The sequence below is a fragment of the Sphingomonas sp. Leaf67 genome (assembly GCF_001421965.1).
GTDB lineage: Bacteria > Pseudomonadota > Alphaproteobacteria > Sphingomonadales > Sphingomonadaceae > Sphingomonas.
On the sequence record NZ_LMLP01000025.1, the window covers coordinates 171708 to 198209 of the forward strand.

A 26502-nucleotide genomic window follows, 5' to 3' on the forward strand; every position below is an offset into this window, starting at 1 on the left:
GCCACCGCGCGTTGCCTCGATTGTTACGCTCCTGTACGACCCGGGCAACGACAGAAGGGGAAAGTGCCGGTGATCGAGACGCATATGGCGAAATTGCGCGCCCGCGACACGATTTCGGCGGAGGAAGAGCGGGTTATCTATGACTCGCTTGGCGAGGTGCGGTCGCTGGCGGCGCATCACACCTGCATCCATGCCGGCGAACGCCTCCATTCCAGCACGCTGCTGCTCGAAGGACTGATGTGCCGTTACAAGGATTTGCCGGGCGGCGAGCGGCAGATCACCGAACTGCACGTCGCCGGCGACTTCCTCGACCTGCACAGTTTTTCCCTCAAGCAGCTCGATCATAACGTCATGACGCTGACGCCGTGTCGCGTCGTACTGGTCCCGCATGCCAAGCTGAAGGACATCACCGAGACCCAGCCGCATCTGGCGCGGGTCTACTGGTTCCTGACTGCCCTCGACGCCGCGATCCATCGCGAATGGGAATTGTCGCTCGGCAGGCGAAACGCGATCCAGCGCATCGCCCATTTGATCTGCGAACTGCGCGTCCGGCTGGCACTGATCGGCCAGGCCGACGACACCGGTTTTGCTCTGCCGCTGACGCAGGCCGACCTGTCCGACTGTACCGGTCTGACCCCGGTCCACGTGAACCGGACGCTGCGCGAAATGCGCGAACGGGGTTTGGTCGATCTGCGCGGCAAACGCGTGACGATCAACGACATGCCTGGATTGAGGGCAACGGCCGAGTTCGACGATTCGTATCTGTATCTCCGGCGCGAGGATCGCTGACGGCAAGCTGACCCGAAGCTGAACCGGGCGACCGAAACAGCTTTATCTTTCGCGCCGTGTGTCGATACTGGTCGGGGCGTTGCGACGACGCTACACCCCGACTTATGGTATCTCCGTTCCGTCTGGCCACGGGCGCGTTCACGACCCTGGCCCTGATCGCCGCGCCGCTTGCAGCGCAGACCCCTCCCGCATCGCCGGCCCCGATCCGTCAGCTTCCGCCGCTCGAACCGGTGGCGCAGGGACCCGACACCCCGTGGCTGTTCAGGGGCAGCGACATTCCGCCCGACCGGACATGGACGTACGGCGTCCTGTCCAACGGACTGAAATACGCCGTGCGCAAGAACGGCGTACCACCGGGGCAGATCGCGATCCGGGTTGCGATCGGCGCTGGGTCGCTGATGGAAACCGACAGCGAACGTGGCTTTGCCCATCTGATCGAACATCTGTCGTTCCGCGGTTCGGTCCACGTCCCCGATGGCGAATCGAAACGGGTGTGGCAGCGTCTGGGCGTCACCTTCGGGTCGGACAGCAACGCGTCGACCAGCTTCACCCAGACTGTCTACAAGCTCGACCTGCCGTCCGCGACGCCGACCGGCCTCGACGAAAGCATGAAAATCCTGTCGGGCATGATGACCGAACCGACGCTCAGCCAGGCGGCGCTCGACGCCGAGCGCCCGGTCGTCCTGTCCGAACAGCGCGAGCAGCCGGGGCCGCAGGTGCGGCTGGGCGATGCGACCCGCGCGCTGTTCTTTGCCGGACAGCCGCTCGCCGACCGTTCGCCGATCGGCAACGTCGAAACGCTGCAAGCCGCCACCGCCGCCAGCGTGAAGGCGTTCCACGACCGTTGGTACCGGCCCGACCGGGCGATCGTCGTCATCGCCGGCGACGCCGATCCCGCGATCCTCGAAGCGATGGTGAAGAAGCATTTCTCCGCCTGGACCGGCACCGGCCCGGCCCCGGCCGAACCAAAGTTCGGGTCGCCCAAGGCCGACGAGCCGGTCGCGGCGACGGTCAGCGAACCGACCATCCCGACGCTGTTGCAGATGGCGGTGCTGCGGCCATGGACCGTCGGCGACGACACGATCCTGTTCAACCAGGAGCGGATGGTGGACCAGATCGGGTTGCGGATACTCAACCGGCGGCTGGAGAGTCGGGCGCGTAGCGGCGGGAGTTTTATCTCCGCCGGTGCCAATCTCGACGACGTATCGCGATCGGCGAACATCACGCAGGTGTCGATCCTGCCGCTGGGCGACGACTGGGCGGCGGCGCTGCGCGACGTGCGGCAGGCGATCGCCGACGCGATCCGCACCGCGCCGACCCAGGCCGAGATCGACCGCGAGGTCGCCGAAATCCGCGCGGGCATGGAGAACGAGGTCCGCACCGCGCCGGTGACGGCGGGGGCGCTGCTCGCCGACAACCTGATCGCCGCGACCGACATTCGCGAAACGGTCGCCGGTCCGGAAACGTCGCTGCGCATCTTCGAAGGCGCGGTGACCAAGAAGTTCTTCACCCCCGCCCGCGTACAGGCAGCGACGAAGAAGGTGTTCGAGGGCACCGCGACCCGCGCGCTGGTCAACACCCGGTCCCCCGATCCGACCACGCAGGCGAAGCTGACCGCCGCGCTGACCGAGAAGGTCGCCGGCACCGCCGCGCGGCGTGGCGGACAGGCGGCGATCGGGTTCGACCGGCTTGGCCCCCTCGGCAAGCCCGGCACGATCACCACGCGCAGCATGGCGCTGCCCGATCCCCCGGTCGAGCGCGTCGATTTCGCCAATGGTTCGTCGCTGCTGCTGTTCCCCAATGAATCGGAGACGGGCAAGGTCTATGTCCGCGTCCGGTTCGGCCGGGGGCTGAACGCCTTGCCGACCGATCGCCGCACCCCGGCGTTCGCCGCCGATCTCGCGCTGGTCGCCTCGGGCATCCAGACGCCGAAGGGCGTGCTGGGGCAGGAGGAACTCGACCGGCTGACCGGCGGGCGGCAGATGGGATTGTCGTTCGGCATCGACGACGACGCCTTCATCCTTGCCGGCACCACCACCGCCGCCGACCTGTCCGATCAGTTGAAGCTGATCGCGGCCAAGCTGCAATCGCCGGCATGGGACCCGAAGCCGGTGGCACGGGCGCGGGCGGTGATGCTGGCCAGCTACGACGCGCTCGGCGCATCGCCCGACGGCGTCATGGGCCGCGATCTCGAAGGACTGCTCCACGCCGGCGACGCGCGCTGGGTCAGCCCCGACCGCAAGGATATCGAGGCGCTGACCCCGGCCAGCTTCAAGGCGCTCTGGCAGCCGCTGCTCGCCACCGGCCCGGTCGAGGTGCAGGTGTTCGGCGACGTGCCGCAACAGGCGGCGATCGACGCGGTCGCCGCGACGATCGGCGCGATGGCGAAGCGTCCGGCGGATGCCACCCCGCCGCCGCCGGTTCGCTTTCCCGCGCACGTCGCGCAGCCGGTGACGCGCACCCATGGCGGACAGCCCAATCAGGCGGCGGCGGCGATCGCGTGGCCGACCGGCGGCGGCAGCGCCGGCCTGACGGAAAGCCGCAAGCTGGAAGTGCTCGCCGCGGTGTTCCGCGACCGGCTGCTCGACCGGCTGCGCAGTCAGGCGGGGGTCAGCTATTCGCCGAACGTCGACAATAACTGGCCGGTCGGCCTGCCCGGCGGCGGGCGGATCATGGCGATCGGGCTGGTGCCGCCCGATCGCACCGGCTTCTTCTTCGACCTCGCCCGCGAACTCGCCGCCGATCTGGTCAGGACGCCGGTGCCCGCCGACGAACTCGACCGCGCCAAGCTGCCGGTGATCCAGTTGATCGCCCGTATGTCGAGCGGCAACATGTTCTGGATGAACCAGACGCAGGGCGGCACGGTCGACCCGGCGCGGCTGGCGGCGATCCCCGGCATCATCAACGACATTCGCGGCACTACGCCTGAAGAATTGCAGGCGCTCGCGGCGAAATATCTGGTGCCGTCGAAGGACTGGTCGATGCAGGTCCTGCCGGAGAAAAAATAAAGCTCCTCCCCGGCACGGGGACGGGGACCGCCGCGAAGCGGTGGTGGAGGGGGGTGTCCACCGACGCTCCCCCTTCGAAAGAAGAACCGGTTCACGCGAAGGCGCAAAGCGCAAAGGCGCAAAGAAGGTGTTTCACGCGGGGGCGCAGAGACGATCGTCCCGCGATCGGGCGACTTGACGCAACGCGATGGCCGGGCATCGAAGTCGCTGGCGCGGGTGACGGAGCGGCCGACGCAACCCCTCCGCGCCTTCGCGCCTTCGCGTGAACCAACTCTTCTTCTTAAACAGCCACCCCCCGCCGAACCGGCGCGCCGGCCATCACCGCCAACCCCCAGATCGCAAACCCGCCCAGCGCCAGCGCCGCGCCGACCAACCCGGTCGAGGTCCAGCCATAACCGGCCGCGATCGCGAGCCCGCCGGCCCATGGCCCGATCGCATTGGCGGTATTGAACGCCGAATGGTTGAGCGACGCGGCAAGGCTCTGGCCGTGTTCGGCGATATCCATCAACCGCGTCTGGAGCACGGTGCCGAGCGCGCCGCCGATACCGATCAGGAACACGATCGTCAGCATCGACCATAGCTGCCCCGCCGCCAGCGGATAGAGCGCCAGCGTCGCCGCGCTCCACAACAGCAGCGCCCCGGCGGTCGGCATTAGTGCCCGGTCGGCAAAACGCGGCACGACCAGATTGCCGATGGTCATGCCGATGCCGAACACCGCCAGCACCACCGGCACCATCGCCGGTCCCGCGCCCGTCACCTCGATCAGCGTCGAGGCGAGATAGGTATAGACCGCGAACATGCCGCCAAAGCCGATCGCGCCGATGCCGAGCGTCAGCCACAACTGGCCCGATTTCAGGACGCCCAGTTCGGCAAGCGGGCTGGCCGAACGGTCCGGCCGATCGTGCGGTGCGACCCATGCCACCATCGCCATCGTCGCGGCGGCCAGCACCGCCACGACCCCGAAGCCCCAGCGCCATCCGATCGCCTGTCCCAGCGCATTGGCCAGCGGCACCCCGACGATCGTCGCGGTCGTCAGCCCGAGCATGACCCGCCCGATCGCCTGCGTCCGCTTCTCGGCGGGCACCAGCGAGGCCGCGACCAGCGCCGCGATCCCGAAATAGGCGCCATGTGGCAACCCGCTGAAAAACCGTGCGACCAGCATCGCTTCGTAGGTCGGGGCCAGCGCACTCGCCGCATTGGCGATCCCGAAGCACGCCATCAATGCGATCAGCACCGTCCGTCGCGCCATCCGCGCGGTCAGCACCGCCAGCAGCGGCGCGCCGACCACGACCCCCAGCGCATAGGCGCTGATGACATGCCCCGCCGTCGGTTCGTCGATGCCCAGCCCCGGCGCAAAGAACGGCACGAGGCTCATCGTCGCGAACTCGGTCGTCCCGATCGCGAAACCGCCGAGCGCGAGCGCCAGATGAACGAGGGCAGGGTTACGGGTCGGGGTCACGGTCACGCTCCTTGCTGCGATGCAGCATTTCGAGCGGGCCATATGGGAAGATCGGCTGCGCGTTCAACCGTCCGCGGGATTCAGTCGGGCAGCGACGTCATCGAGGCCTGGGTCGCCGCACCACCCTGCATGGTCTTCATCCGGCGAGCGACTTCCATTGCAACCTTCTGTTCGGCCTCGACCCGTTCCTTCGGCGGTAGCGCCTCGATCGCCTCCTCGGTCAGGTCCATGATTTTCAGCACGTCCCGCCGAACCCGTTGCGCCGGGGTCAGCGACAACTCCTTTTTGAACGCCGCCACCGCCTCGTCCAGCCGTGCGCGGTCCGCGTCGTCGGTCGCGATCTTTCCCTCGTGTCGGGTGGTACCGCCAGTGGCGGGTTCGTCGTGCCCTGCCAGCACCGAGCGGAACGCAGCGGCAAACCCTGTGCCGCCGGACGGCAGGGCGGTCGTTCGCGACGGATTGGCAGCCGTCGAACGGTTCGTGATCGCATCCAGCATCTTCCGGCCCCTTCGCATCATCGGCAGCATGAAGGCTGGCAGAAGATGGTTAAGACTCTCCTACAGCTTCGGTCCCATGGCATCGTCGGCAACCGCTCTTTCCCGACGTCGATCCGGCCTGCGACTTCCGACCGGGGGCCACCGGACGGTAGCGACCCCGGACGGGGAAGATCGCGCATGGGAAGGCGGGTCGGGGTGCGCTCCCCGACCCGCCTTCCCGCCGGGCCGCGAGGACCGCCGGACATTGGAACAACCGCGTACGAGTGTGACCTTTGTGACCTTTGGCCGCCCGGCGTCACACGAACCGCGCCATGCGCTTGGTCAGCAACGCCATCAGCGCCGGGTCCATGCAGGCATAATTGTCCGCAATATCAAGGCATATGACCCGCTTGCCGCCCAGATGCCGGCGGAACCGCCGCTGGATGCGCGTTCGATGCACGCGCTCCATGACAAAGATCGTGTCGGCCCATTCGATCAGTTCGCCGGTCAGCGGATTGTCGGCATCGGGACTGGTGCCGGCCGACGCGGTCTCCGTGCCGGGCAACTCGCTGAACATCGCTTCGGCGGTCGGGCTGCGCAGCCGGTTGCGGCTGCAAACGAACAGCCAGTTCCTCACCCCCGGTACAGCGCGTCCAGCCGCTCGCCATACACGTCCTTCAACACATGCCGCCGGATCTTCAGACTGGGCGTCAACTGCTGGTTCTCGATCGTAAAGGGTTCGTCGGCGATGATGAAGCGGCGGATGCGTTCGGTGACCGACAGGTCCTTGTTCACCCGCTCGACCGCCGCGCCCAGCGCCGCGCGATAGCCGCTGTCGTCGCGTAACCTGGCGAAGTCGCAGCGCGCGCCGCCCTTCGCACAGAATTGCTGGGTCCATTCGGCATCGGGCACGATCACCGCAACCATGTACGGCCGACGGTCGCCCGCGATCATCGCCTGCGCGATCTCGTTTTGCAGGGTCAGCATCCCCTCGACCTTTTGCGGGGCGACGTTGTCGCCCTTGTCGTTGACGATGATGTCCTTCTTGCGATCGGTGATGCGGATGCGACCCTTGCCGTCGATCTCGCCGATGTCGCCGGTATGCAGCCAGCCGTCCTTCAGCACGCGCGCCGTCTCGGCCTCGTTGCGCCAATAGCCGTGCATGACCAGCTCGCCGCGCACCAGGATTTCGCCGTCCTCGGCGATGCGGACTTCGGTTTCGGCCAGCGGCGGTCCGACCGTGTCCATCTCGATCCCCGCCGCCGGGCGGTTGCACGAAATGACCGGCGCGGCTTCGGTCTGGCCATAGCCCTGGAGCAGGCACACCCCCATCGCTTCGAAGAAATGGCCGACATCGGGATTGAGCGGCGCGCCGCCCGATACCATCGCCTTCAACCGTCCCCCGAACCGCTGCGCGATCTTCGGCTTGAGCAACTGATTGACCAGCAGCCTTGCCGGATAGTCGGTCAGGCGCGGGCCGTTTGGCCGGCTGCCGATCTCGATCGCCCGGTCGAGCAGCCATGATGACAGCCGCCCCTGTTTCTGCACGCCCTTGGTAATGCGCGTCCGCAACACCTCGAACAGGCGCGGCACGACGACCATGATCGTCGGGCGCACTTCCTCGATATTGCTGGCCAGCTTGTCGAGACCTTCGCTGTAATAGATTTGACCACCCAGCCCGATCGGAAAAAACTGGCCACCGGAATGTTCGTACGCATGGCTGAGCGGCAGGAACGACAGGAATATTTCGTCGCTCCAGCCGAAATCCTCGGCGATGACGGTGACGCACCCGTTGACGTTGTGCAGGATCGCGCCGTGGTGTTGCATCACCCCGCGTGGGCTACCCCCGGTGCCCGAAGTGTAGATAATGCAGGCCAGATCGTCGCGGGTGAAGTCCGCATCCGCCGCGACCTGTGCCGGATCGGCAGGGTGACGGGCGATCAGATCGTGCCAGTCGTGAAATTCCAGACTGCCCTGCTGCGCGGTTCGCATGGGTTCGATCGTGATGATCTTTTCCGACGAATTGGTGGCGCGCAGCGCGGCGGGCAGGACGATGCGCGCCAGCTTTTCGGTCGACACGATGATCGCGCAGGCACCCGAATTCTCGATGATATGGCCGTGGTCGCGGACGGTGTTGGTGACATAGGTCGGCACCGTCACACACCCCGCCGCCATGATGGCGAGGTCGGAAATGCACCATTCGGGGCGGTTCTCGCTGACCAGCATCACCCGGTCGCCGCGCTTCAGCCCGATCGCCTTCAGCGCGGTCGCCAATGCCGCGACCTGCCGCGCGGCTTCGGTCCAACTCATCGACGCCCACTGGCCGCTGGCCTTGGTCCACAGGAACGGCGCGTCGCCACGCTCGCGCGCCCTCGTAAAGAACATCGCGACCAGATTGGGGAATCGTTCGAGCTGCCGGGCCATTCGTCGTCCTTCTCCTGTGGCCAAGGTGTAGGCAGGCGGCACCGGCTCGGCAATGTCCGAACGCGGGTGACGCAGCGGATCGTCTTGGGTAGACACGGCGGCCATGAGGAAACTGACGATCGCCGCCGCCCTGCTCGCCACCGTGTCGCTGGGGGGCTGCAACCTGTTGTCGCGCGGCAAGCCCGTCGTGGCGACCCCGGCCGCGTCCGCCGCTCCGGTGGCGGGCGCGCAGCAGAAGTTCGTCGTGACGGCGAACCCGCTGGCGAGCGAGGCGGGCATGGCGGTGCTGCGGCGTGGCGGCAGCGCGGTGGACGCGGCGATCGCGGTGCAGGCGATGCTGTCGCTGGTAGAACCGCAAAGCTCGGGTATCGGCGGCGGCGCGTTCATGACCTATTTCGACGCGACATCCGGCAAGGTCGAGATCTATGACGGACGCGAGGTCGCTCCGGCGGGCGCGACGCCGACGATGCTGCTGGGGCAGGACGGCAGGCCGCTGCCCTTCGGCGAAGCGGTGCGGGGCGGTCGCGCGACCGGCGTGCCCGGGGCGGTGCGGATGCTGGGACAGGCGCATGCCGATCATGGGGCGATGGCCTGGGGACAGCTGTTCGACGATGCCGAGCGGACCGCGCGCAAGGGCTTCGTCATTTCGCCGCGCCTCGGCCGGTTCCTGACCGGTGGCTTCCCGCAATTGCAGGCGGAGGATGTCCGCCGTTATTTCAAGGGCAAGGGCGGGGCGCTCGCCACCACCGGCGACCGGATCACCAACGACGCCTATGCCGATTTCCTGAAGCGGCTGGCGAAGCAGGGGCCGGACGCGCTCTATACCGGTGAGACCGCCAAACGCATCGTCGCGCGCACGACCAGCGGCACGCTGCCCGGCACGATGACGCTCGCCGACCTCGCCGCCTATCGCGCGGTCAAGCGCGATCCGCTGTGCGCGAACTGGCGCGTGTATATCGTCTGCACCCCGCCGCCGCCCAGCAGTGGGATCGGGCTGATCGAGCTGCTCGGCATTCTCGGCCGCACCGATATCGAACAGCGCGGGCCGAACGATCCGCAAAGCTGGTTCCTGTTCGCCGAGGCGAGCCGGCTGATGTACGCCGATCGCGACCTGTATGTCGGCGATCCGAAGTTCGTGAACGTGCCGGTCGCCGGATTGCTGGCGCCGGCTTATCTGTCGGAACGCGCGAAGCTGATCGGGGTGACCGCCGGTCCGGCACCCGCGGCTGGTGTCCCGGCGGGCGTGGTGACGGCGGCGGCGGACACCACCCGCGAACCGGCGGGGACGTCGCACTTCATCGTCGGCGATGCGGCGGGCAATGTCGTGTCGGTGACGACGACGGTCGAAAGCATCTTCGGCAGCGGGCGGATGGTCGACGGCTTCTTCCTCAACAACCAGATGACCGATTTCGCCTTCTCCCCCATCGATGCGCAGGGCCGCGCCGCCGCGAATGCGGTCGCGCCCGGAAAGCGGCCACGGTCGTCGATGACGCCGCTGGTGATGATCGACCGGCAGGGCAAATTCGCGGGCGCGCTGGGGTCGGCGGGCGGCAATGCGATCCTCGCCTATGTCGGCAAGTCGCTGATCGGCGCGGTCGAATGGAAACTGCCGATGCAGGACGCGCTGTCGCTGCCCAACCTCGTCGCGCGCGGCGACAGCTTCCAGGGCGAGGTGACCAAATTCTCACCGCAGATCCTGAGCGCGCTGGCGGCGAAGGGCATCCGGTTGCAGCCGGGACAGGGCGAGGATTCGGGACTGCACGGCGTGATCGTGCGGGACGGGAAGATCGATGGCGGTTTCGATCCGCGGCGCGAGGGTAAGGTGATCGTCGAGTAGAAGGTCGGTTCACGCGAAGGCGCGAAGGCGCAAGGAAGAAACAGGAGGGGTTCGCGCGGAGGCGCGGAGACGCTGAGAGGGGCGCGTTACAGGCGCCCCTCTCAGCGTCAGCGGCCTACTACATCGTGGCAACGGGAGATAAAGTCTGCCGATGGCCGCCGGCTCGCCCGCTGCGCAACCTCCTCCGCGTCTTCGCGCCTTTGCGTGAAACCCTAATTCTTCCGCCGTACCCGCGCGAAATGCTCCGCCCGTTCGAGCAGCAACGTCAGATCCTCCCGCGCGATATCGAACGCATCCGGCGTCTCGGCCAACGCCGCGTCGATATCCTCGACCCGGATCCCGTCCGGTTCGACCGCAGCGGCGATCGCGACCGGGGACGCGGGTTCGTGCGGATAGGTCAGCGCGGTCATCCGGTGATAGAACATACCGATCGACACCAGCGCGATCGAATTGATTCCGACCGGCGCGAAGGCAAAGGCATAGCCGGCGTCATGGATGCCCGCACTGCCGATCACCGCCGTCAGCGCCGCCGCCCCGCCCGGCGGATGCAGGCAACGGCATAGCGACATGACGAAGATCGCGCAGCCGACCGCGACCCCGGCGGCGACGGTCACGGTCGGGATCGCCTGAAATGCTGCCACGCCGACCAGCGTCGACAGGATGTTGCCGCCGACCACTGGCCATGGCTGTGCCAGCGGACTGGCCGGCACCGCGAATACCAGCACCGCCGATGCCCCGAGCGGCGCGACGATGATCGGCAGGTCGCCTTCGATCCACGGCACCTGCGCGCAGACGACCATGGTCAGCGCGATGCCGATCGCCGCGCCGATGCAGGCGATGATCCGCCGCCCGAACCCGGCATTGGCGAGCAGCGGCCGGAACAGCCGCATCACAATCCGGCGACGATCCGCCGGGCGAGGCCGGGGCCTTCGTAGACGAGCGCGCTGTACAGCTGGACGAGGCTGGCCCCGGCATCGAGCCGCCGCCGCGCCTCGTCCGCCGATCCGACGCCACCCGCCGAAATCAGCGGGATCGCGCCGCCCGCGATCTCGCGCGCCTCGACCAGCTTGGCGAGCGCCAGCCCTGCGAGCGGTGCGCCCGACAGCCCGCCGGTCTCGTTCGCGTTCGCCGACCGCAGCGTGGTCGGTCGCGAGATGGTGGTGTTCGACACGATCAGCCCATCGACCCCGCCGTCGATCGCCGCGCGGACCGCGACCTCCATTCCGTCGCGCGACAGATCGGGCGCGACTTTCAGGAATAGCGGTACGCGCTTGCCTCCGACATGGCGGGCGGCGTCGCTGGCGGCGATCAACTGGCCCAGTTCGGGCTGCGATTGCAGGTCGCGCAGGCCCGGCGTGTTCGGGCTGGAAATGTTGATGGTGACATAATCGGCCAGCGGCGCCGCCTTCGCGACCGCGGTCCCGTAATCGGCGATGCGATCCGCCGAATCCTTGTTCGCGCCGACATTGATGCCGATGATGCCGGGACGGGGGGTGAGCGCCGCGACCCGCGCCAGCGCCGCGTCGATCCCGCCATTGTTGAAGCCGAGGCGGTTCACCACGCCCCGGTCCTCGGGCAGGCGGAAGATGCGCGGTTTCGGATTGCCCGGCTGCGGTTTGGGGGTCAGCGTGCCGACCTCGACGAAGCCGAAGCCGAGGCCAAGAAAACCGGTGACTGCCCGCGCATCCTTGTCGACGCCTGCCGCCAGCCCGATCGGGTTGGGGAAGCGGATACCGGCGACCGTCACCGCATGGGCGACGTCGGTGCCGGGTGCCATCGGCGTCCCGGCTTTCCCCCACGCTTCCAGCATGGCGATCGTCAGTGAATGCGCGCGTTCGGCGTCAAGGGCGAAGAGGAGCGGGTGATACCATGCCATGGACGGCGCTGTATCGTTGGCGGGCGGCGGAAGGAAGATTCGGTTTCACGCGAAGACGCGAAGGCGCGAAGGCGCGAAGGCGCGGAGAAGAAGAATGGTTCGCGCGGAGGCGCAGAGACGCGGAGGGTGTTGCGGTCGCTGCTTGTCTCGCGTCAGCGAGGCTGTCTTCCTTTGAGCACAGCCAGTAGCATGAAGGCCGCTGGCGCAGCTGACCTATCCGCAGGCACAACAGCCTCCGCGCCCTCGCGCCTTCGCATGAAACCGAAAACTTATCCGACCCCGACAATCGATCACAGCAATCGAAACATACCCGGTTGACCTATCGCCCCGCCACGACCACATGCCAATCCGACCGGAATGATCCGATTAAGGAAATCATGCGCCTTTCCAGCCTTGCCGACTATGCCGTCGTCCTGCTCGCCGCTACCGCGCGGCGGGGTGGGGATGCGCGCGCGACGGCGACGATGCTGGCGGAGGAGACCGGCCTGCCGCTGCCGACCGTGCAGAAACTGGTCAGCCGGCTGTCGGCCGCCGGGCTGATCGAGACGGGACGCGGCACCGGTGGCGGCTTCCGCCTCGCGCGGACGCCGGCCACGATCGATCTGGCGCAGATCATCGAGGCGATCGAGGGGCCGATCGCGCTGACCACCTGCGTCGATGCCGCGCGCCATGATTGCGCGGTGGAGACGAACTGCATGATCCGACCCCATGCCGGCACGGTCAACGCCGTGGTCCGGGGCGCTCTGGCGGGCGTGACGCTCGCCCAACTCGCGAACACCGGGGCGATGCCCCAAGAGGTAGTGTGATGGCCACGAAGAATGCCGAGGCGCTCGCCGCCGCGAACAAGAAGTACGAGTGGGGTTTCTCCTCGGACATCGAACAGGACTTCGCGCCCAAGGGGCTGAGCGAAGATACGGTCCGCTATATCAGCGCCAAGAAGAACGAGCCCGAATGGATGCTCGACTGGCGGCTGAAGGCGTATCGCCTGTGGCTGACGATGGAGGCGCCCGACTGGTCGAAGCTGAACATCGATCCGATCGATTATCAGGACGCGTATTATTACGCCGAGCCGAAGGCGAAGCCGAAGCTCGGCTCGCTGGACGAGGTCGATCCCGAAATCCTGCGCGTCTATGAAAAGCTCGGCATCCCGATCGAGGAGCAGAAGGTGCTCGCGGGCGTCGAGGGATCGCGCAAGGTCGCGGTCGACGCGGTGTTCGACAGCGTGTCGGTCGCGACGACCTTCCGCAAGGAACTGGAAGCTGCGGGTGTCATCTTCCGCTCGATCAGCGAGGCAATCCGCGAATATCCCGATCTCGTCCGCAAGTGGCTGGGCAAGGTCGTGCCACAGCGTGACAATTTCTTCGCGACGCTCAACAGCGCGGTCTTTTCGGACGGGACGTTCGTCTACATTCCGGAGGGCGTGCGTTGCCCGATGGAGCTGTCCACCTATTTCCGGATCAACGCCGAAAATACCGGCCAGTTCGAACGCACGCTGATCGTCGCCGACAAGGGCTCTTACGTCAGCTATCTCGAAGGCTGCACCGCGCCGATGCGCGACGAGAACCAGTTGCACGCGGCGGTGGTCGAGCTGGTCGCGCTGGACGATGCCGAGATCAAATACTCGACCGTCCAGAACTGGTATCCCGGCGACGAGAACGGCAAGGGCGGCATCTACAATTTCGTGACGAAGCGCGCGCTGTGTCAGGGCAAGAACAGCAAGGTGTCGTGGACGCAGGTCGAAACCGGATCGGCGATCACGTGGAAATATCCGTCGTGCGTGCTGGCGGGTGAGAACAGCGTCGGCGAATTCTATTCGGTCGCCGTCACCAACAATCGCCAGCAGGCCGATACCGGTACCAAGATGATCCATCTGGGCAAGGGGTCGCGCTCGACGATCGTGTCGAAGGGGATCAGCGCCGGACGCAGCGACAATACCTATCGCGGGCTGGTGCGCGTCGCCCCCTCGGCGGAAGGGGTGCGTAACTTTACCCAGTGCGACAGCCTGTTGCTGGGCGACCAGTGCGGCGCGCACACCGTGCCGTATATCGAGGTGAAGAACCCCTCGGCACAGATCGAGCATGAGGCGACGACCAGCAAGATTTCCGAAGACCAGATGTTCTACGCGCGGCAGCGGGGGTTGGATTCGGAGGCGGCGGTCGCGCTGATCGTCAACGGCTTCGCCCGCGAAGTGCTGCAACAGCTGCCGATGGAATTCGCGGTCGAGGCGCAGAAGCTGCTCGGCATTTCACTGGAAGGGTCGGTGGGGTGATCCTGCTCGCACTGGCGCTACAGGCGGTCGCGCCGACCGCGCCCTATGCCGACTGCCTGTCGGAGCGGATCAATACCGATCCGCGCATGGCCAAGCCGCCGACCGAAGCTGCCGGTCGCGTCGCAATCTTCGACGATGCGGCCAAGGCCTGCGCCCCGGTGCGGGCGAAGGTGGCGAAGGCACACGGTCCGATGCTCGACAAGATCGATGCGTCGATGAAATCGGTGCTGACCAACCCGGATGCCGCCGAGGCCGAGTTCGGCACCGAACCGGTCGCGGGCACGACGCCCTAAGCTTTTGAGATACGCGGGTCAGGCCCGCACGAACAGGACGGAACATGCTGAAGATCGAAAACCTCCACGCCGAAATCGACGGCAAGGAAATCCTGAAGGGCCTGTCGCTGAGCGTGAACGCGGGCGAGATCCATGCGATCATGGGACCGAACGGCGCCGGCAAGTCGACGCTCGGCTATGTGCTGGGCGGGCGTCCGGGGTACGACGTGACCGAAGGCAGCGTTACCTTTGGCGGTGAAGACCTGCTGGAGATGGAGGCCGATGCCCGCGCCGCCGCCGGCCTGTTTCTCGGCTTCCAGTATCCGGTCGAGATCCCCGGCGTGTCGAACGTCCAGTTCCTGCGCGAAAGCCTGAACAGCCAGCGCCGCGCCCGTGACGAAAAGCCGTTGTCGGGTGCCGAGTTCCTGAAGCTCGCCCGCGCGCAGGCCGATGGCCTCGGCATGAACATGGACATGATGAAGCGGCCGGTGAATGTCGGCTTTTCGGGCGGCGAGAAGAAGCGCAACGAGATGGTGCAGATGGGCATCCTCGACCCGAAGCTGGCGATCCTCGACGAGACCGACAGCGGCCTCGACATCGATGCGCTGCGCATCGTCGGCGACGGCATCAACCGCATCATGCGCCGTCCCGACAAGGGCGTGATCCTCATCACCCATTATCAGCGCCTGCTCGACTATGTGCAGCCCGACTTCGTTCACGTCCTCGCCGACGGGCGCATCGTGCGCTCGGGCGGCAAGGAACTGGCGCACGAGCTGGAACGCGAAGGCTATGGAGCGGTGGCGGCGTAATGGCGACGCTTCCTACGAACTCGCAAGAGGCGTTCCGCTGGACCGACCTTGCCGCGCTGACCGCCGCTGCGGCATCGGTGCGCGGCGTGGCGGCGAGTGCCGATGGCTATTGGCTCGACATTGCCGGGCCTCGCATCCTGTTCGTCGATGGTATGTATGCGCCCGACCACAGCACGCCCGGCCATGTTGCACTGTCGCCGTTGACCCTCGATACCGCGCACCCGCTGGGCGTGCAGGCATCGGGTGCGGCGGGCTGGTCGATCGACCTGTCGGCGGCCGAGATCGCGGACCCGGTCCAGATCATCCATATCGCGACCGGCGCGGAGAACCATCTTCCCGCGCGCCTGACGCTGGATGAGGATGCGGTCGCGTCGGTCGTGGAAACCTATGTCGGGACCGGCTGGACCAACCGCCTGACCCAGATCGACCTCGAACGCGGCGCTCGACTGATGCGCAGCGTCCGCCTGCTCCAGTCGGATGGCTTCGTGTCGATCCGCGACGAAGCGGTGGTGGGGGAGGCGGCAAGCCTCGTTACCCAGTTCCTCGGCGCGGGTGGCATGGGCAGCCGCATCGACGCGCAACTGACGCTCGATGGGGACGCCGCGTTCGTCGATTATGGCGGCGCGCTGCTGACCCGCGAACAGCAGCGGCAGGAATGCGCCGTCGCCGTCCGCCACGCCGCGCTCAACGGTTCGAGCCGCCAGACATGGCGCGCGGTCGCCGCCGACCGCAGTCAGGCGAGCCTTGCCGCCCGCGTCGAGGTCGCGCGCGGTGCGCAGAAGACCGATGGCGAACAGTCGCTGCGGGGCTTGTTACTCCAACGGACGGCGACGGTGAACCTGAAGCCCGAACTCGAAATCTTCGCCGACGATGTGAAGTGCGCGCACGGCGCCACGGTCGGCGAGCTCGACGCGAAGGCGCTGTTCTACCTGCGCAGCCGGGGCGTCAGCGAGGCCCGGGCCAAGGCATTGCTGACCAGGGCGTTCGTTGCGGACTCGCTCGACCGGATCGGTGAGGATGTTGTGCGGGAAGCCTTCGCGGCCGATGCCGATGCATGGCTGGAGGCAGCGCTTTGAGCGAAACCACCCCCCTCGACCGCGTCAGCGACTTTCCGGCGATCCCTGCCGGCTGGTCCTATCTCGATACCGCCGCGACCTCACAGAAACCGCAGTCGGTGATCGATGCGATCACGCGCGGCTACGATACGACCTATGCCACGGTGCATCGCGGCGTGTATCAACGTTCGGCCGACATGACGCTTGCCTATGAGGCCGCGCGTCGCCGCGTCGCGTCGTTCATCGGTGCCGCTGTCCCCGAGGAATGCGTGTTCGTGCGTGGCGCGACCGAGGGGATCAATCTGGTCGCGCAGGGCTGGGCCGAACGCCATCTGAAGACCGGCGACCGCATCTTGCTGTCGATGCTCGAACATCATTCGAATATCGTGCCGTGGCAGTTGATCGCCGAGCGGATCGGCGTCGCGATCGACGTCGTGCCGCTGACGCAGGACGGGCGGATCGATCTCGACGCGATGGCGGCGATGATCCGGCCCGAACACAGGCTGGTCTCGCTGGCCCATGTGTCGAACGTACTGGGATCGATGCTCGACGGTCGCCGCGCCGCCGACATCGCCCATTCGGTCGGTGCGAAGCTGTTGCTCGACGGGTGTCAGGCGGTGCCCCGCGTTGCGGTCGACGTCGCCGCGCTGGATTGCGACTTCTATGTCTTCTCCGGGCACAAGCTGTACGGGCCGACCGGCATCGGCGTGCTGTGGGGTCGCGCGGAACTGCTGGAATCGATGCACCCGGTGCAGGGCGGCGGCGCGATGATCGACCGTGTGACCTTCGAACGCACTACCTATGCCCCGCCGCCCGCTCGGTTCGAGGCGGGGACGCCGCATATCGTCGGCGCGTTGGGGCTGCACGCCGCGATCGATTATGTCGAGAGCATCGGGCTGGAAGCGATCCACGCGCATGAAACCGCACTGGTCGCCGCGACCCGCGGAGCGCTGGGCCGGATCAACTCCGTCCGACTACTCGGGCCGGACGATGCCGCCGGGATCGTCAGTTTCGTGGTTGAGGGGGTGCATCCGCACGATGTCGGCACCATCTTGGATGAGGAACGCGTCGCGATCCGCGCCGGCCATCACTGTGCGCAACCGCTGATGGACGTGCTGGGCGTCCCCGCCACTGCGCGGGCCAGCTTCGGCGTGTATAACGGACGGGCCGATGTCGACGCGCTGATACGCGGACTGGAACGAGTGAGCAGGATTTTCGGATGAACGACGAACGCAGCTTCGACGTCGAGGAAGTGACGGCGGTCACGCCGCCACCCCGCGCCCGCGTAACCGATGCGGAGGAAGCCCCGCCGCGTCGCCGCGACTATCTCGACGGATTTCTGGCGCAAAAGCCAGAACCGCAGCCGACGGGCGAGCCGGGCGGCGACGTATATGAAGCGGTCATCGCATCGCTCAAGGAAATCTTCGATCCCGAAATTCCGGTCAACATCTATGACCTCGGCCTGATCTACGGCGTCGACGTCGCGGACAACGGGCATGTCGCGGTGACGATGACGCTGACCACGCCGCATTGCCCGGTGGCGGAATCGATGCCGGCGGAGGTCGAATTGCGCGTTTCGGCGGTGCCGGGCGTCGCGACCGCCGACGTCAATCTCGTCTGGGATCCACCATGGGATCCGCAGAAGATGTCCGACGACGCCAAGCTCGAACTGGGAATGCTGTAATGGCTACGCGCCTCCGCCCCGCCGCGATCAACCTGACCGCCAATGCCGAACGGCGAATTGCCGACCTGATGGCGAAGGCGCCTTCGCAAGCGATCGGCGTAAAGCTGTCGACGCCCCGGCGCGGCTGTTCGGGTCTTGCCTATTCGGTCGATTACGTGACCGCCGCCAACCTGATGGACGAACGCATCGAAACGCCGGGCGGGACCTTCTTCGTCGACGGCGGATCGATCCTGTACCTGATCGGTTCGACGATGGACTGGGTCGAGGACGATTTCACCGCGGGCTTCGTCTTCGCCAATCCGAATGCCAAGGGCGCGTGCGGGTGCGGGGAAAGCTTCACGGTCTGATCGTCCCATCGGGGGACAGGTGTGAAGCGTTTTTTGTGGGTGTTGGCCGCGTGGCCGGGGGCGGCGGCAGCACAGGACGTTCCGGAAATCGTCGTTACCGGGCGCGGTCTGGCCGATGCGCCGGGCGACCGTGTCTATGACATCGTCACGATCGACCGCGACCGTATCCTGTCCTCGGCCAGCGGACGGGTCGAGGACGTGCTGCGCGACGTAGCCGGTCTCCAGCAATTTCGCCGGTCGGACTCGCGCACCGCCAACCCGACCAGCCAGGGCATCACCCTGCGCGGCCTTGGCGGCAATGCGTCCAGCCGCGCGCTCCTGCTGCTCGACGGTGTACCACAGGCCGATCCGTTCGGCGGCTGGGTCGCCTTTCCCGCCTATGCCACCGACCGGATCGGACGGGTCCGTGTAACGCGCGGCGGGGGGAGCGGCGTCGCGGGACCGGGTGCGCTGGCCGGCACGATCGAACTCGACAGCGTGACGCCGGACGACCTGTCGCCGTTTGGCGGCTCGCTCAGCTATGGCAACCGGGAATCGATCGACGCGCGCGGTTCTGCCGGACTGACGCGGAGCGGCGGCTTCGCGACCCTGTCGGGAGCCTATGCCCGTGGCGACGGCTTCGTGCCCATCGTGGCCGGCAGTCGTGGCCCCGCCGACCGTGCGGCCCCGTTCGAACAGGCCAGCGCCGCCGCCCGCGCGGTGGTGCAGGTCGGTGCGGCGACCGAGTTGCAGGCGAATGTATCCGGCTTCACCGACCGTCGCGACCGCGGTCTCGATTTCACCGACAATCGCAGCGAAGGGGCCGATGCCAGCGTCCGGCTGGTCGGGCGTGGACCGACCGGCTGGTCGCTGCTCGGCTATCTCCAGACCCGTGCCTTTGCCAGTCGCTTCGCCAGCGTCGGGACCGGCCGCGCGACGACCGCGCCGACGCTCGACCAGTACAACGTCCCCGCGACCGGGATCGGCGGCCGGGCGGAGATCGCGCCCGATTTCGGCAGCCTGTCGTTCCGATTGGGGGGCGACGTGCGCGTCGTCAGCGGCAAAACGCAGGAATTATACACCTATGTCGCGGGCAACCCTACCCGGCGGCGGGTCGCGGGTGGACGCAATACTACCGGCGGCCTGTTCACCGACGCCAGCCTTGCTAGCGGCGATTTCGTGCTGAGTGCAGGCGGCAGAATCGATCGCTGGACGATCGCGACGGGACGATTACAAGAGGTATTGCTGACCGGCGCGACGCTCACCGATCAACGCTTCGCCACGCGCAGCGGCTGGCAGCCAACCGGACGGGCAGGGGTCGCATGGATACTCGACCCGGCGCTGACGGTCCGGGCGGCAGGCTATCGCGGTTGGCGGTTGCCGACGCTCAACGAGCTCTACCGTCCGTTCCGGGTTGGTGCCGACGCTACCGCCGCCAATGCCGCGCTGTCGCCGGAGACGTTGTGGGGCGGGGAGGTCGGACTCGAACTTCGGCCTGCTGCCCGCACCCGCATCGCCGCGACCGGCTTTGCCAACGACCTGCGCGATGCGATCGCCAACGTGACCGTCGCCAATGGACCCGGCACCTTTGCGGGTGTCGGCTTCGTTTCAGCCGCCGGCGTCTTTCGCCGCCGCGCCAATCTCGATCATGTCCGGGTGCGTGGTGCCGAAATCGATGCATCGACCGGCTGGGGTGCTTGGGATGCGCGCCTGTCCTACGCCTATACCGATGCCCGGATCGTTGACGGTGGCGTACTCGATAGTCTGCGCCCGGCCCAGACGCCTGCCCATAGCGGCTCGGCAACGCTCGGCTGGCAGCGAGCCGGCTGGCGGGCGGCGGCAACGCTCCGCTACGTATCGGACCAGTATGAGGACGATGCGAACCAGCGTCGTCTTGCCGATGCGACCACGCTCGACGCGGTCGTATCGGTACCGCTGTCGCATGGGTTATCGTTGCAGGGGCGGGCGGAAAACCTCACCAACGCCCGGATCGAGGCGGCTGTCGGCGGCGATGGCGTCATAGAACGCGCATCGCCACGGACATTATGGTTGGGGGTACGGTTTGGCAGCTGATCGAACGGCTGCCTGCGCGGTCAAGCCCCGGTCTGCGAGGCCATGCTTCCGCGTGGCTCGACGATCAATGGCACGGGGCCGGTCGCGGGACGAAGTCCTTCACGCTCGGACGGCGATACAGGTGCAGTCGGATCGGGGCGAAAAGCCTCTGGTGCCCGGTCGCTGGCAGCGCGCGGCTTGTCCAGTGCCAAATCGGGAGCGGCATGTCCTTCGCTCGGTACCTTGCGTCGTGCAAGCAGTACACCGAACAAACCGACCGCGATCCCCGCGACCCCCAATGCCACGGTGCGCAGTGTCGAGACACCCGCCTTGCGGGATTTGGGCTTTTGTTTCTTGTGCTTGGCCATCAATCTTACCTCTTGCCTGTCAACCGGTCCAACGACCGGGCCACACGCAGGTTCAATCGTGGGCCAGCGTTTCCGACCGACGTACCGTCGCGGCTTCGCGGATCAGGCGCTGCTCGGTGGTGCGCTCGGCGCGCTCGGCCATTTCGGTCCACGCATGCTCGGCACGACGGCAACGGTCACGGACATTGTCCAGCGTCGCGGCATCGGCATTGGCGCGTTCGACGGCGGCACGGGCGCGGTATGCTTCGGAGGTATCAGCCAAGGGGGCGGGACCTTTTTACTTGCTGGAGGAAGGTGCGGGCAGACGATCCGCCCGCACCCACGAACCGATCAGTCGGCGGCGGTCAGGTTCACCGCGCTCACGCGACCGCGGCGATCCTCTTCCAGCTCGAATCCGACGCGCTGGTTCTGGTTCAGCGTCACCATCCCGGCGCGCTCGACGGCCGAGATATGGACGAAAGCATCTTCGCCGCCATTATCCGGCGCGATGAAGCCATAGCCCTTGTCCATGTTGAAGAATTTTACGGTGCCAAGCGTGGCCATGCAGGTTCCTTTCGATTTGCAGGCGACGGAACGCCCATCACCCGCGCCGTAGACAGCAGGGAAAGAAGGAACATGCCGCAAAGCAGGACACCATCGATTTGCGACTGTAGCAAAGGCTAAATGGGGATTGACCCGCCCCCTTGCAAGGGAGCGGGTCGATCGAACATTCAAACGGTCGTCGGAGGTCAGCGGCAGCGCACGTTGTTGCGATCGATGGCCTGACCACCTGCCGCCCCGGCCGCCCCGCCGAGCAACGCACCCAGCAACCCCGAACCGCCCGGACGCAGTGCCGATCCGAGCACACCACCCGCAATGCCGCCGATGATCAGGCCGGTCGTGCCATCGGTGCGGCGGCAATAATAGCGGCCGTCCTGCCCGACATAGACGCGGTCGTTGCGCGACAGGCGACGCTCGCGATAGCGCTGATCGTCGCGGTAATAACGCGCGGCATCATAGCCGTTATACGATGGATCGGGCCGGTCATAGTCATAGCGGCCATAGCCGGCATCGGCATATCGCGGACCACCGCCGCCCATGCCGTAATCGGAGCATCCGGAAACAAGGGTGGCAGCGGCGACGAGGCCGAGGGTAAGCGCACGCATGTCGACAGGTCCTTCGCTTGATATCGATCAAGTCCGAATGCCGCGCGGAAAGGGTTGTTCCGTCGATCTCGTCCGTGTCGCCGGCTTTACCAGCGCCCGCCCGCCGCTTCGATCGCGGCCAGCAACGTGCGCTTGCTGTCGGTTCGGTCGTTGCCGGGGTTGCGCGGCAGTTCGGGATTGCCGAGCGCGGCGCGGCGTTCCGTTAAGGCCGTAGCGCATCCGGCAGGGTCCATGCGCGGAGCCAACCAATCCTCGCCATTTGGGCTACAACTCCCGGATGCCCTAATCGCCTGCGCTTTCGCAGCGTGCCCGCCGGTAAATATCGTCCCGGTCGACGCCGGGATGAGAGCGAAACAACAGCCGGGCCTGTTCGATACCTGTGCGCGCGCCTCGAACGGCGCGCGCACCGGTCACTCTGCCGCCTGCGCCCTTACCGGGTCAAGCAACGGCTTGAGATACTTCCCCGTGAAGCTCCCGTCGACTGCCGCGACCTTCTCGGGCGTGCCTTCGGCAACCACGCGACCGCCCTTCACGCCACCCTCCGGTCCCATGTCCAATATCCAGTCGGCGGTCTTGATGACGTCGAGATTATGTTCGATCACCACCACCGTATTGCCTTGCTCCACCAACTGGTGGAGCACTTCCAGCAATTTGCGCACGTCCTCGAAATGCAGGCCGGTGGTCGGTTCGTCGAGGATGTACAGCGTGTTGCCGGTCGCGCGGCGGGCCAGTTCCTTGGCCAGCTTCACTCGCTGCGCCTCGCCGCCCGACAGCGTCGTCGCCTGCTGCCCGACCTTGACGTACCCAAGGCCGACTTCGGCCAGCATCGCCATCTTGTCGCGGATCGGTGGCACCGCCTTGAAGAATTCGACCGCATCCTCGACCGTCATGTCGAGGACGTCGGCGATGCTCATCCCCTTGAACTTCACCTCCAACGTCTCGCGATTGTAGCGCGCGCCGTGACACACGTCGCAGGTCACATAAACGTCTGGAAGGAAATGCATCTCGATCTTCAGCACGCCGTCGCCCTGGCACGCCTCGCAGCGGCCACCCTTGACGTTGAAGCTGAACCGGCCGGGCTTGTAGCCACGCGCCTGTGCCTCGGGGAGCCCTGCGAACCAGTCGCGGATCTGCGTGAACGCACCGGTATAGGTCGCCGGATTGGACCGCGGCGTGCGCCCGATCGGCGACTGGTCGATGTCGATCACCTTGTCGAGATGTTGCAGCCCGGTGATCTTGTCATGCTTGCCCTGCACGATCCGCGCGCCGTTCAGCGTGCGGGCGGCGGCGGCATAGAGGGTGTCGATCGTGAAGCTCGACTTGCCCGATCCCGACACGCCGGTGATGCACGTAAAGGTGCCCAGCGGCAACGACGCGGTGACGCCGGTCAGGTTGTTGGCGGTGGCGTTGTGCACCGTCAGCTTCTTGCCATTGCCCTTGCGCCGCTTGTCGGGCAGCGGCACCGACCGGGTGCCGTTCAGATAGTCGGCGGTGATCGATCCCTTCGACTTCAGCAGCTGTTTCAGCGTTCCCTTGGCAACGACCTCGCCACCATGGACGCCCGCGCCCGGCCCCATGTCGATGACATAATCGGCGCTGCGGATCGCATCCTCGTCATGCTCGACGACCAGCACGGTATTGCCAAGGTCACGCAGCCGCCGCAGCGTCGCGAGCAGCATGTCATTGTCGCGCTGGTGCAGCCCGATCGACGGTTCGTCGAGCACATACAGCACCCCCGACAGCCCACTGCCGATCTGTGACGCGAGGCGAATTCGCTGGCTCTCGCCGCCCGACAGCGTGCCGCTGGTCCGGTCGAGGTTCAGATAATCCAGCCCGACATTGTTGAGGAAGCCGAGCCGCTCGACGATTTCCTTCAGGATCGACTGGGCGATCGCCTTTTGCTGCGCGTTGAAATGCTCGGGCAGCGATTCGAAGAACCGCAGCGCATCGACCACCGACAGGTGCGTGGCATAGGCGATGTCCTGCATCGCCACCTTCACCGCCAGCGCCTCGGGCTTCAACCGCGCGCCGTGGCAGGTCTCGCACGGCTGCGACGCCTGATATTTGGCCAGTTCCTCGCGCATCCACGCGCTTTCGGTCGACAGCATCCGGCGGTTGAGGTTCCCGAGCACGCCTTCGAACGGCTTCTTGACGTCATACGCCTTCTTGCCGTCGATGAAGGTCAGCGTCACCGGCTTGCCGGCGGTGCCGTGCAGGATCACCCGCTGCGCTTCTTCGGGCAGATCCTTCCACCCGGTGTCGAGCGAGAAGTCGTATGCCTTGGCCAGCGACCCCAGCACCTGCATGTAATAGGGGGAGGGCGGGTTGGACTTCGCCCACGGCACCACCGCACCCTTCTTGATCGACAATTCGTGGTTCGGGACGATCAGGTCCTCGTCGAACTCCAGCCGTTCGCCAAGGCCGTCGCACGCCGGGCAGGCCCCTTGCGGTGCGTTGAAGCTGAACAGGCGCGGCTCGATCTCGCTGATCGTGAAACCGCTGACCGGACAGGCGAATTTTTCGGAAAAGACGATGCGGTTGTCGGGGATGCCGGCGCCCTTCAGCTTGCCGGTCTGCGGCGCGGCCTCGGTCGCGCGGTCGCCCTGTTCGCTGGCGATCGGCGGGTTGCCCGGCTGCGCCTCCGCCACCGTCGTTTCCAGCAGGTCGACATAGGCTAGGCCGTCGGCCAGCTTCAGCGCGGTCTCGAAACTCTCGGCCAGCCGCGTCGCTGCGTCGGGGTTCACGACCAGCCGGTCGACCACGACTTCGATGTCATGCTTGAACTTCTTGTCGAGCGCGGGCGCATCCTCGATCAAATGGACTTCGCCATTGATCCGCACCCGCTGGAACCCGGCCTTCTGCCATTCGGCCAGTTCCTTGCGATACTCGCCCTTGCGCCCGCGCACGACCGGCGCGAGCAGCAGCAGCCGCGTTCCCTCGCGCAGCGCCAGCACCCGGTCGACCATCTGGCTGACCGTCTGCGCACTGATCGGCAGGCCGGTGGCGGGGGAGTAGGGCACGCCGACCCGCGCCCACAGCAACCGCATGTAATCGTAGATTTCGGTGACCGTCGCGACCGTCGATCGCGGATTGCGGCTGGTCGTCTTCTGCTCGATCGAAATAGCGGGCGACAGCCCCTCGATATGTTCGACGTTCGGCTTCTGCATCAGTTCGAGGAACTGGCGCGCATAGGCCGACAGCGATTCGACATAACGCCGCTGCCCTTCGGCATAGATGGTGTCGAAGGCAAGGCTGGACTTGCCCGAACCCGACAGGCCGGTGATGACCGTCAGCGTATCGCGCGGGATGTCGATATCGACACCCTTGAGGTTATGCTCCCGCGCACCGCGGACGGAGATATGGGTCAGGCTCATGCGGTCCGTTCTATCTTCGTTCTTGTGGAATTGCCAGCGGATGACATGGGGGTGCCGCCTGCCGGTTTCGAGGGGGCCTTGCCACGCCAGTCGAGCGAGCGGCGGTTCAGCTCGGTCAGGTCGACCAAGCCGGCAATCACCGCTTCGCCCAGCGCGACCGCGCGCGCCAGCGCCGCCGGATCGGCATGGACATAGGCCGGACGCGCGCTGACATGATCGTACCATACGCCGCCGAACGCATTGTCGAGCAGGATCCGCTGGAAACAATGATCGACCCGCACCGGCCAGCCGCGTGTCCCCGCCAACCCCGGCAGTTCGCGCCGTGTCAGGTCGAGCCACCGCGCCTGCATCGCATCGGGGATCATGCCGGCAAATCGACCGAGATCCGCCGCCAGCGCGCCTCGACGAAGCTGTAGATGCCGAAGGCAACGAAGCCGAGACCGGTCGCGGTCAGCAGCCACCGCCCCCCGGTCTGGCTTTGCAGCGTCGCCAGCGCATGGGCCATGCCGCCCGCCTCGTCGGCATCGGCGGCCCACGCCGCGCTGACGAAGAACAGGGCGATTAGCGCGAACACCAGCCCCCGCGCGCCATAGCCGATGCGGCCGATGGTGCAGACATGCTGGGGCACCGGCGTCCCCCCTGACATTTCGCGCGCGAAGCTGCCGTCCCACGCCTTCTTCGCCTGTTGCAGCGCCGCGCCGATCAGCCCGGCGGCGACCAGCGCCACCAGCACCCGCCCCAGCGGCTGGCCAAGCAGCCATGCCGTCCAGTCGCGAGTGCTTTCCTCGCCACCGACCCGGCCGCCCGCTTCGCGCGCATGAACCGCCAGTTTCGCGGCGGTCCATGCGAGGATGACGTGGGCGATGCCGCTGATCGCATGGCCGGCGCGCTTGAACGCACCCTTGGCGGTCGTGCCCTGCGCTTGCGGATCGGTGATCGCCTCGGCCAGCCGCCACAGCGCATAGCCGGCAAGTCCCGCCGCCATCGCCGCCAATATCCATTCGCCGAACGGTTCGTCCGCAAGGCTGGCGATCGCACCCTGATTGTCGCCGACCTTGCCCCCGCGCAACGCCGCATCAATCGCGAACCAGCCGACGAGGCAATAGACGATACCCCGCGCCGCAAAGCCCAATCGGGCAAGGAGCGTGGCGCCGTGTCGGGTGGTCATCACGCAAGCCTTTCAAATCGTTTCGCCGCGCCAACCATTTACGAAGGGGTGCGGTTCCGGTCCGCACCGACGCTTGCGCTGTCACGGCACCGCTGTCAGCTTTGCGGCAGG

At 66.6% G+C, this 26502-nt stretch carries 26 protein-coding genes; 12 read left to right on the forward strand and 14 right to left on the reverse strand.

What is annotated here, in order from left to right; all coding sequences use genetic code 11:
- The first annotated feature begins 69 nt into the window (after nucleotides 1-69).
- Nucleotides 70-789: a Crp/Fnr family transcriptional regulator gene (locus ASE90_RS18645; RefSeq protein ID WP_200910959.1), complete on the forward strand. Its 720-nt coding sequence runs from the start codon at nucleotides 70-72 to the stop codon at nucleotides 787-789.
- 104 nt (nucleotides 790-893) lie between these two features.
- Entirely contained in the window at nucleotides 894-3797 is a 2904-nt protein-coding gene (locus ASE90_RS18650; RefSeq protein WP_082449937.1) for a M16 family metallopeptidase, read from the forward strand.
- A gap of 280 nt (nucleotides 3798-4077) precedes the next feature.
- Here the strand turns inward: ASE90_RS18650 and ASE90_RS18655 are convergent, their stop codons facing one another.
- The 4 genes from ASE90_RS18655 to ASE90_RS18670 form a co-directional block, all read right to left on the reverse strand.
- On the reverse strand, nucleotides 4078-5298 hold the full coding sequence (locus ASE90_RS18655; protein WP_056004529.1) for an MFS transporter: 1221 nt from the start codon (nucleotides 5296-5298) through the stop codon (nucleotides 4078-4080).
- 38 nt (nucleotides 5299-5336) lie between these two features.
- Nucleotides 5337-5753 (reverse strand): hypothetical protein, encoded by a 417-nt coding sequence (locus tag ASE90_RS18660; protein ID WP_156361658.1) that lies wholly within the window; start codon nucleotides 5751-5753, stop codon nucleotides 5337-5339.
- Nucleotides 5754-6048: 295 nt separating this feature from the next.
- Nucleotides 6049-6369 carry a low molecular weight protein tyrosine phosphatase family protein gene (locus tag ASE90_RS18665; RefSeq protein ID WP_056004533.1) on the reverse strand — a complete coding sequence of 107 codons (321 nt, stop codon included), beginning with the start codon at nucleotides 6367-6369 and terminating at the stop codon, nucleotides 6049-6051.
- Nucleotides 6366-8156, reverse strand: a complete 1791-nt coding sequence (locus tag ASE90_RS18670; protein ID WP_056004535.1) for an AMP-dependent synthetase/ligase — start codon at nucleotides 8154-8156, stop codon at nucleotides 6366-6368. Before ASE90_RS18670 ends, ASE90_RS18665 begins: the two co-directional genes overlap by 4 nt.
- 103 nt (nucleotides 8157-8259) lie before the next feature.
- Here ASE90_RS18670 and ggt point away from each other — a divergent pair, with 103 nt between their 5' ends.
- The gene (gene ggt, locus ASE90_RS18675; RefSeq protein WP_056004537.1) at nucleotides 8260-9993 is read left to right on the forward strand and encodes a gamma-glutamyltransferase; all 1734 of its coding nucleotides are present in this window, start codon (nucleotides 8260-8262) and stop codon (nucleotides 9991-9993) included.
- Between the two features lie 212 nt (nucleotides 9994-10205).
- Here the strand turns inward: ggt and ASE90_RS18680 are convergent, their stop codons facing one another.
- Nucleotides 10206-10883 carry an HPP family protein gene (locus ASE90_RS18680; protein WP_056004539.1) on the reverse strand — a complete coding sequence of 226 codons (678 nt, stop codon included), beginning with the start codon at nucleotides 10881-10883 and terminating at the stop codon, nucleotides 10206-10208.
- Nucleotides 10883-11869, reverse strand: coding sequence for a quinone-dependent dihydroorotate dehydrogenase (locus ASE90_RS18685; RefSeq protein ID WP_056004541.1), 987 nt, complete (start codon nucleotides 11867-11869; stop codon nucleotides 10883-10885). Before ASE90_RS18685 ends, ASE90_RS18680 begins: the two co-directional genes overlap by 1 nt.
- Nucleotides 11870-12246: 377 nt before the next feature.
- On the opposite strand from ASE90_RS18685, the gene ASE90_RS18690 reads away from it, so the two are divergent.
- Genes ASE90_RS18690 through ASE90_RS18730 form a run of 9 tightly spaced genes read left to right on the forward strand, consistent with a single transcriptional unit; the run spans nucleotide 12247 to nucleotide 20357 of the window.
- Nucleotides 12247-12675 carry an RrF2 family transcriptional regulator gene (locus tag ASE90_RS18690; RefSeq protein WP_056004636.1) on the forward strand — a complete coding sequence of 143 codons (429 nt, stop codon included), beginning with the start codon at nucleotides 12247-12249 and terminating at the stop codon, nucleotides 12673-12675.
- Complete coding sequence (gene sufB / locus ASE90_RS18695) at nucleotides 12675-14138, forward strand: Fe-S cluster assembly protein SufB (RefSeq protein ID WP_056004543.1); 1464 nt, start codon at nucleotides 12675-12677, stop codon at nucleotides 14136-14138. Before ASE90_RS18690 ends, sufB begins: the two co-directional genes overlap by 1 nt.
- Nucleotides 14135-14431 carry a hypothetical protein gene (locus tag ASE90_RS18700; RefSeq protein ID WP_056004545.1) on the forward strand — a complete coding sequence of 99 codons (297 nt, stop codon included), beginning with the start codon at nucleotides 14135-14137 and terminating at the stop codon, nucleotides 14429-14431. The genes sufB and ASE90_RS18700 overlap by 4 nt, the downstream gene beginning before the upstream one ends.
- Before the next feature lie 44 nt (nucleotides 14432-14475).
- Entirely contained in the window at nucleotides 14476-15219 is a 744-nt protein-coding gene (gene sufC / locus ASE90_RS18705) for a Fe-S cluster assembly ATPase SufC (RefSeq protein ID WP_056004547.1), read from the forward strand.
- A complete protein-coding gene (locus tag ASE90_RS18710) occupies nucleotides 15219-16295 on the forward strand; it encodes a SufD family Fe-S cluster assembly protein (protein ID WP_056004549.1) in 1077 nt (358 codons plus the stop codon). The genes sufC and ASE90_RS18710 overlap by 1 nt, the downstream gene beginning before the upstream one ends.
- A complete protein-coding gene (locus ASE90_RS18715) occupies nucleotides 16274-17497 on the forward strand; it encodes a cysteine desulfurase (protein ID WP_056004551.1) in 1224 nt (407 codons plus the stop codon). Before ASE90_RS18710 ends, ASE90_RS18715 begins: the two co-directional genes overlap by 22 nt.
- The gene (locus tag ASE90_RS18720) at nucleotides 17494-17958 is read left to right on the forward strand and encodes an SUF system Fe-S cluster assembly protein (protein ID WP_056004553.1); all 465 of its coding nucleotides are present in this window, start codon (nucleotides 17494-17496) and stop codon (nucleotides 17956-17958) included. Before ASE90_RS18715 ends, ASE90_RS18720 begins: the two co-directional genes overlap by 4 nt.
- A complete protein-coding gene (locus tag ASE90_RS18725; protein ID WP_056004555.1) occupies nucleotides 17958-18305 on the forward strand; it encodes a HesB/IscA family protein in 348 nt (115 codons plus the stop codon). Before ASE90_RS18720 ends, ASE90_RS18725 begins: the two co-directional genes overlap by 1 nt.
- Before the next feature lie 21 nt (nucleotides 18306-18326).
- Complete coding sequence (locus ASE90_RS18730; RefSeq protein ID WP_056004557.1) at nucleotides 18327-20357, forward strand: TonB-dependent receptor plug domain-containing protein; 2031 nt, start codon at nucleotides 18327-18329, stop codon at nucleotides 20355-20357.
- A 20-nt stretch (nucleotides 20358-20377) separates the two neighbouring features.
- Here ASE90_RS18730 and ASE90_RS19415 read toward each other — a convergent pair whose 3' ends face one another.
- The 8 genes from ASE90_RS19415 to ASE90_RS18760 form a co-directional block, all read right to left on the reverse strand.
- On the reverse strand, nucleotides 20378-20704 hold the full coding sequence (locus ASE90_RS19415; RefSeq protein WP_082449938.1) for a hypothetical protein: 327 nt from the start codon (nucleotides 20702-20704) through the stop codon (nucleotides 20378-20380).
- Nucleotides 20705-20756: 52 nt separating this feature from the next.
- Complete coding sequence (locus ASE90_RS18735; RefSeq protein ID WP_056004559.1) at nucleotides 20757-20966, reverse strand: hypothetical protein; 210 nt, start codon at nucleotides 20964-20966, stop codon at nucleotides 20757-20759.
- A gap of 68 nt (nucleotides 20967-21034) precedes the next feature.
- The gene (locus tag ASE90_RS18740; protein WP_056004561.1) at nucleotides 21035-21247 is read right to left on the reverse strand and encodes a cold-shock protein; all 213 of its coding nucleotides are present in this window, start codon (nucleotides 21245-21247) and stop codon (nucleotides 21035-21037) included.
- A gap of 185 nt (nucleotides 21248-21432) precedes the next feature.
- On the reverse strand, nucleotides 21433-21849 hold the full coding sequence (locus ASE90_RS18745) for a glycine zipper 2TM domain-containing protein (protein ID WP_056004563.1): 417 nt from the start codon (nucleotides 21847-21849) through the stop codon (nucleotides 21433-21435).
- An 86-nt stretch (nucleotides 21850-21935) separates the two neighbouring features.
- A complete protein-coding gene (locus ASE90_RS20080; protein ID WP_156361659.1) occupies nucleotides 21936-22082 on the reverse strand; it encodes a hypothetical protein in 147 nt (48 codons plus the stop codon).
- Between the two features lie 177 nt (nucleotides 22083-22259).
- The gene (gene uvrA / locus ASE90_RS18750; RefSeq protein WP_056004565.1) at nucleotides 22260-25223 is read right to left on the reverse strand and encodes an excinuclease ABC subunit UvrA; all 2964 of its coding nucleotides are present in this window, start codon (nucleotides 25221-25223) and stop codon (nucleotides 22260-22262) included.
- On the reverse strand, nucleotides 25220-25588 hold the full coding sequence (locus ASE90_RS18755; protein WP_200910960.1) for a GCN5-related N-acetyltransferase: 369 nt from the start codon (nucleotides 25586-25588) through the stop codon (nucleotides 25220-25222). Before ASE90_RS18755 ends, uvrA begins: the two co-directional genes overlap by 4 nt.
- Entirely contained in the window at nucleotides 25585-26391 is an 807-nt protein-coding gene (locus ASE90_RS18760) for a DUF1206 domain-containing protein (protein ID WP_056004567.1), read from the reverse strand. The genes ASE90_RS18755 and ASE90_RS18760 overlap by 4 nt, the downstream gene beginning before the upstream one ends.
- Between the last annotated feature and the right edge of the window lie 111 nt (nucleotides 26392-26502).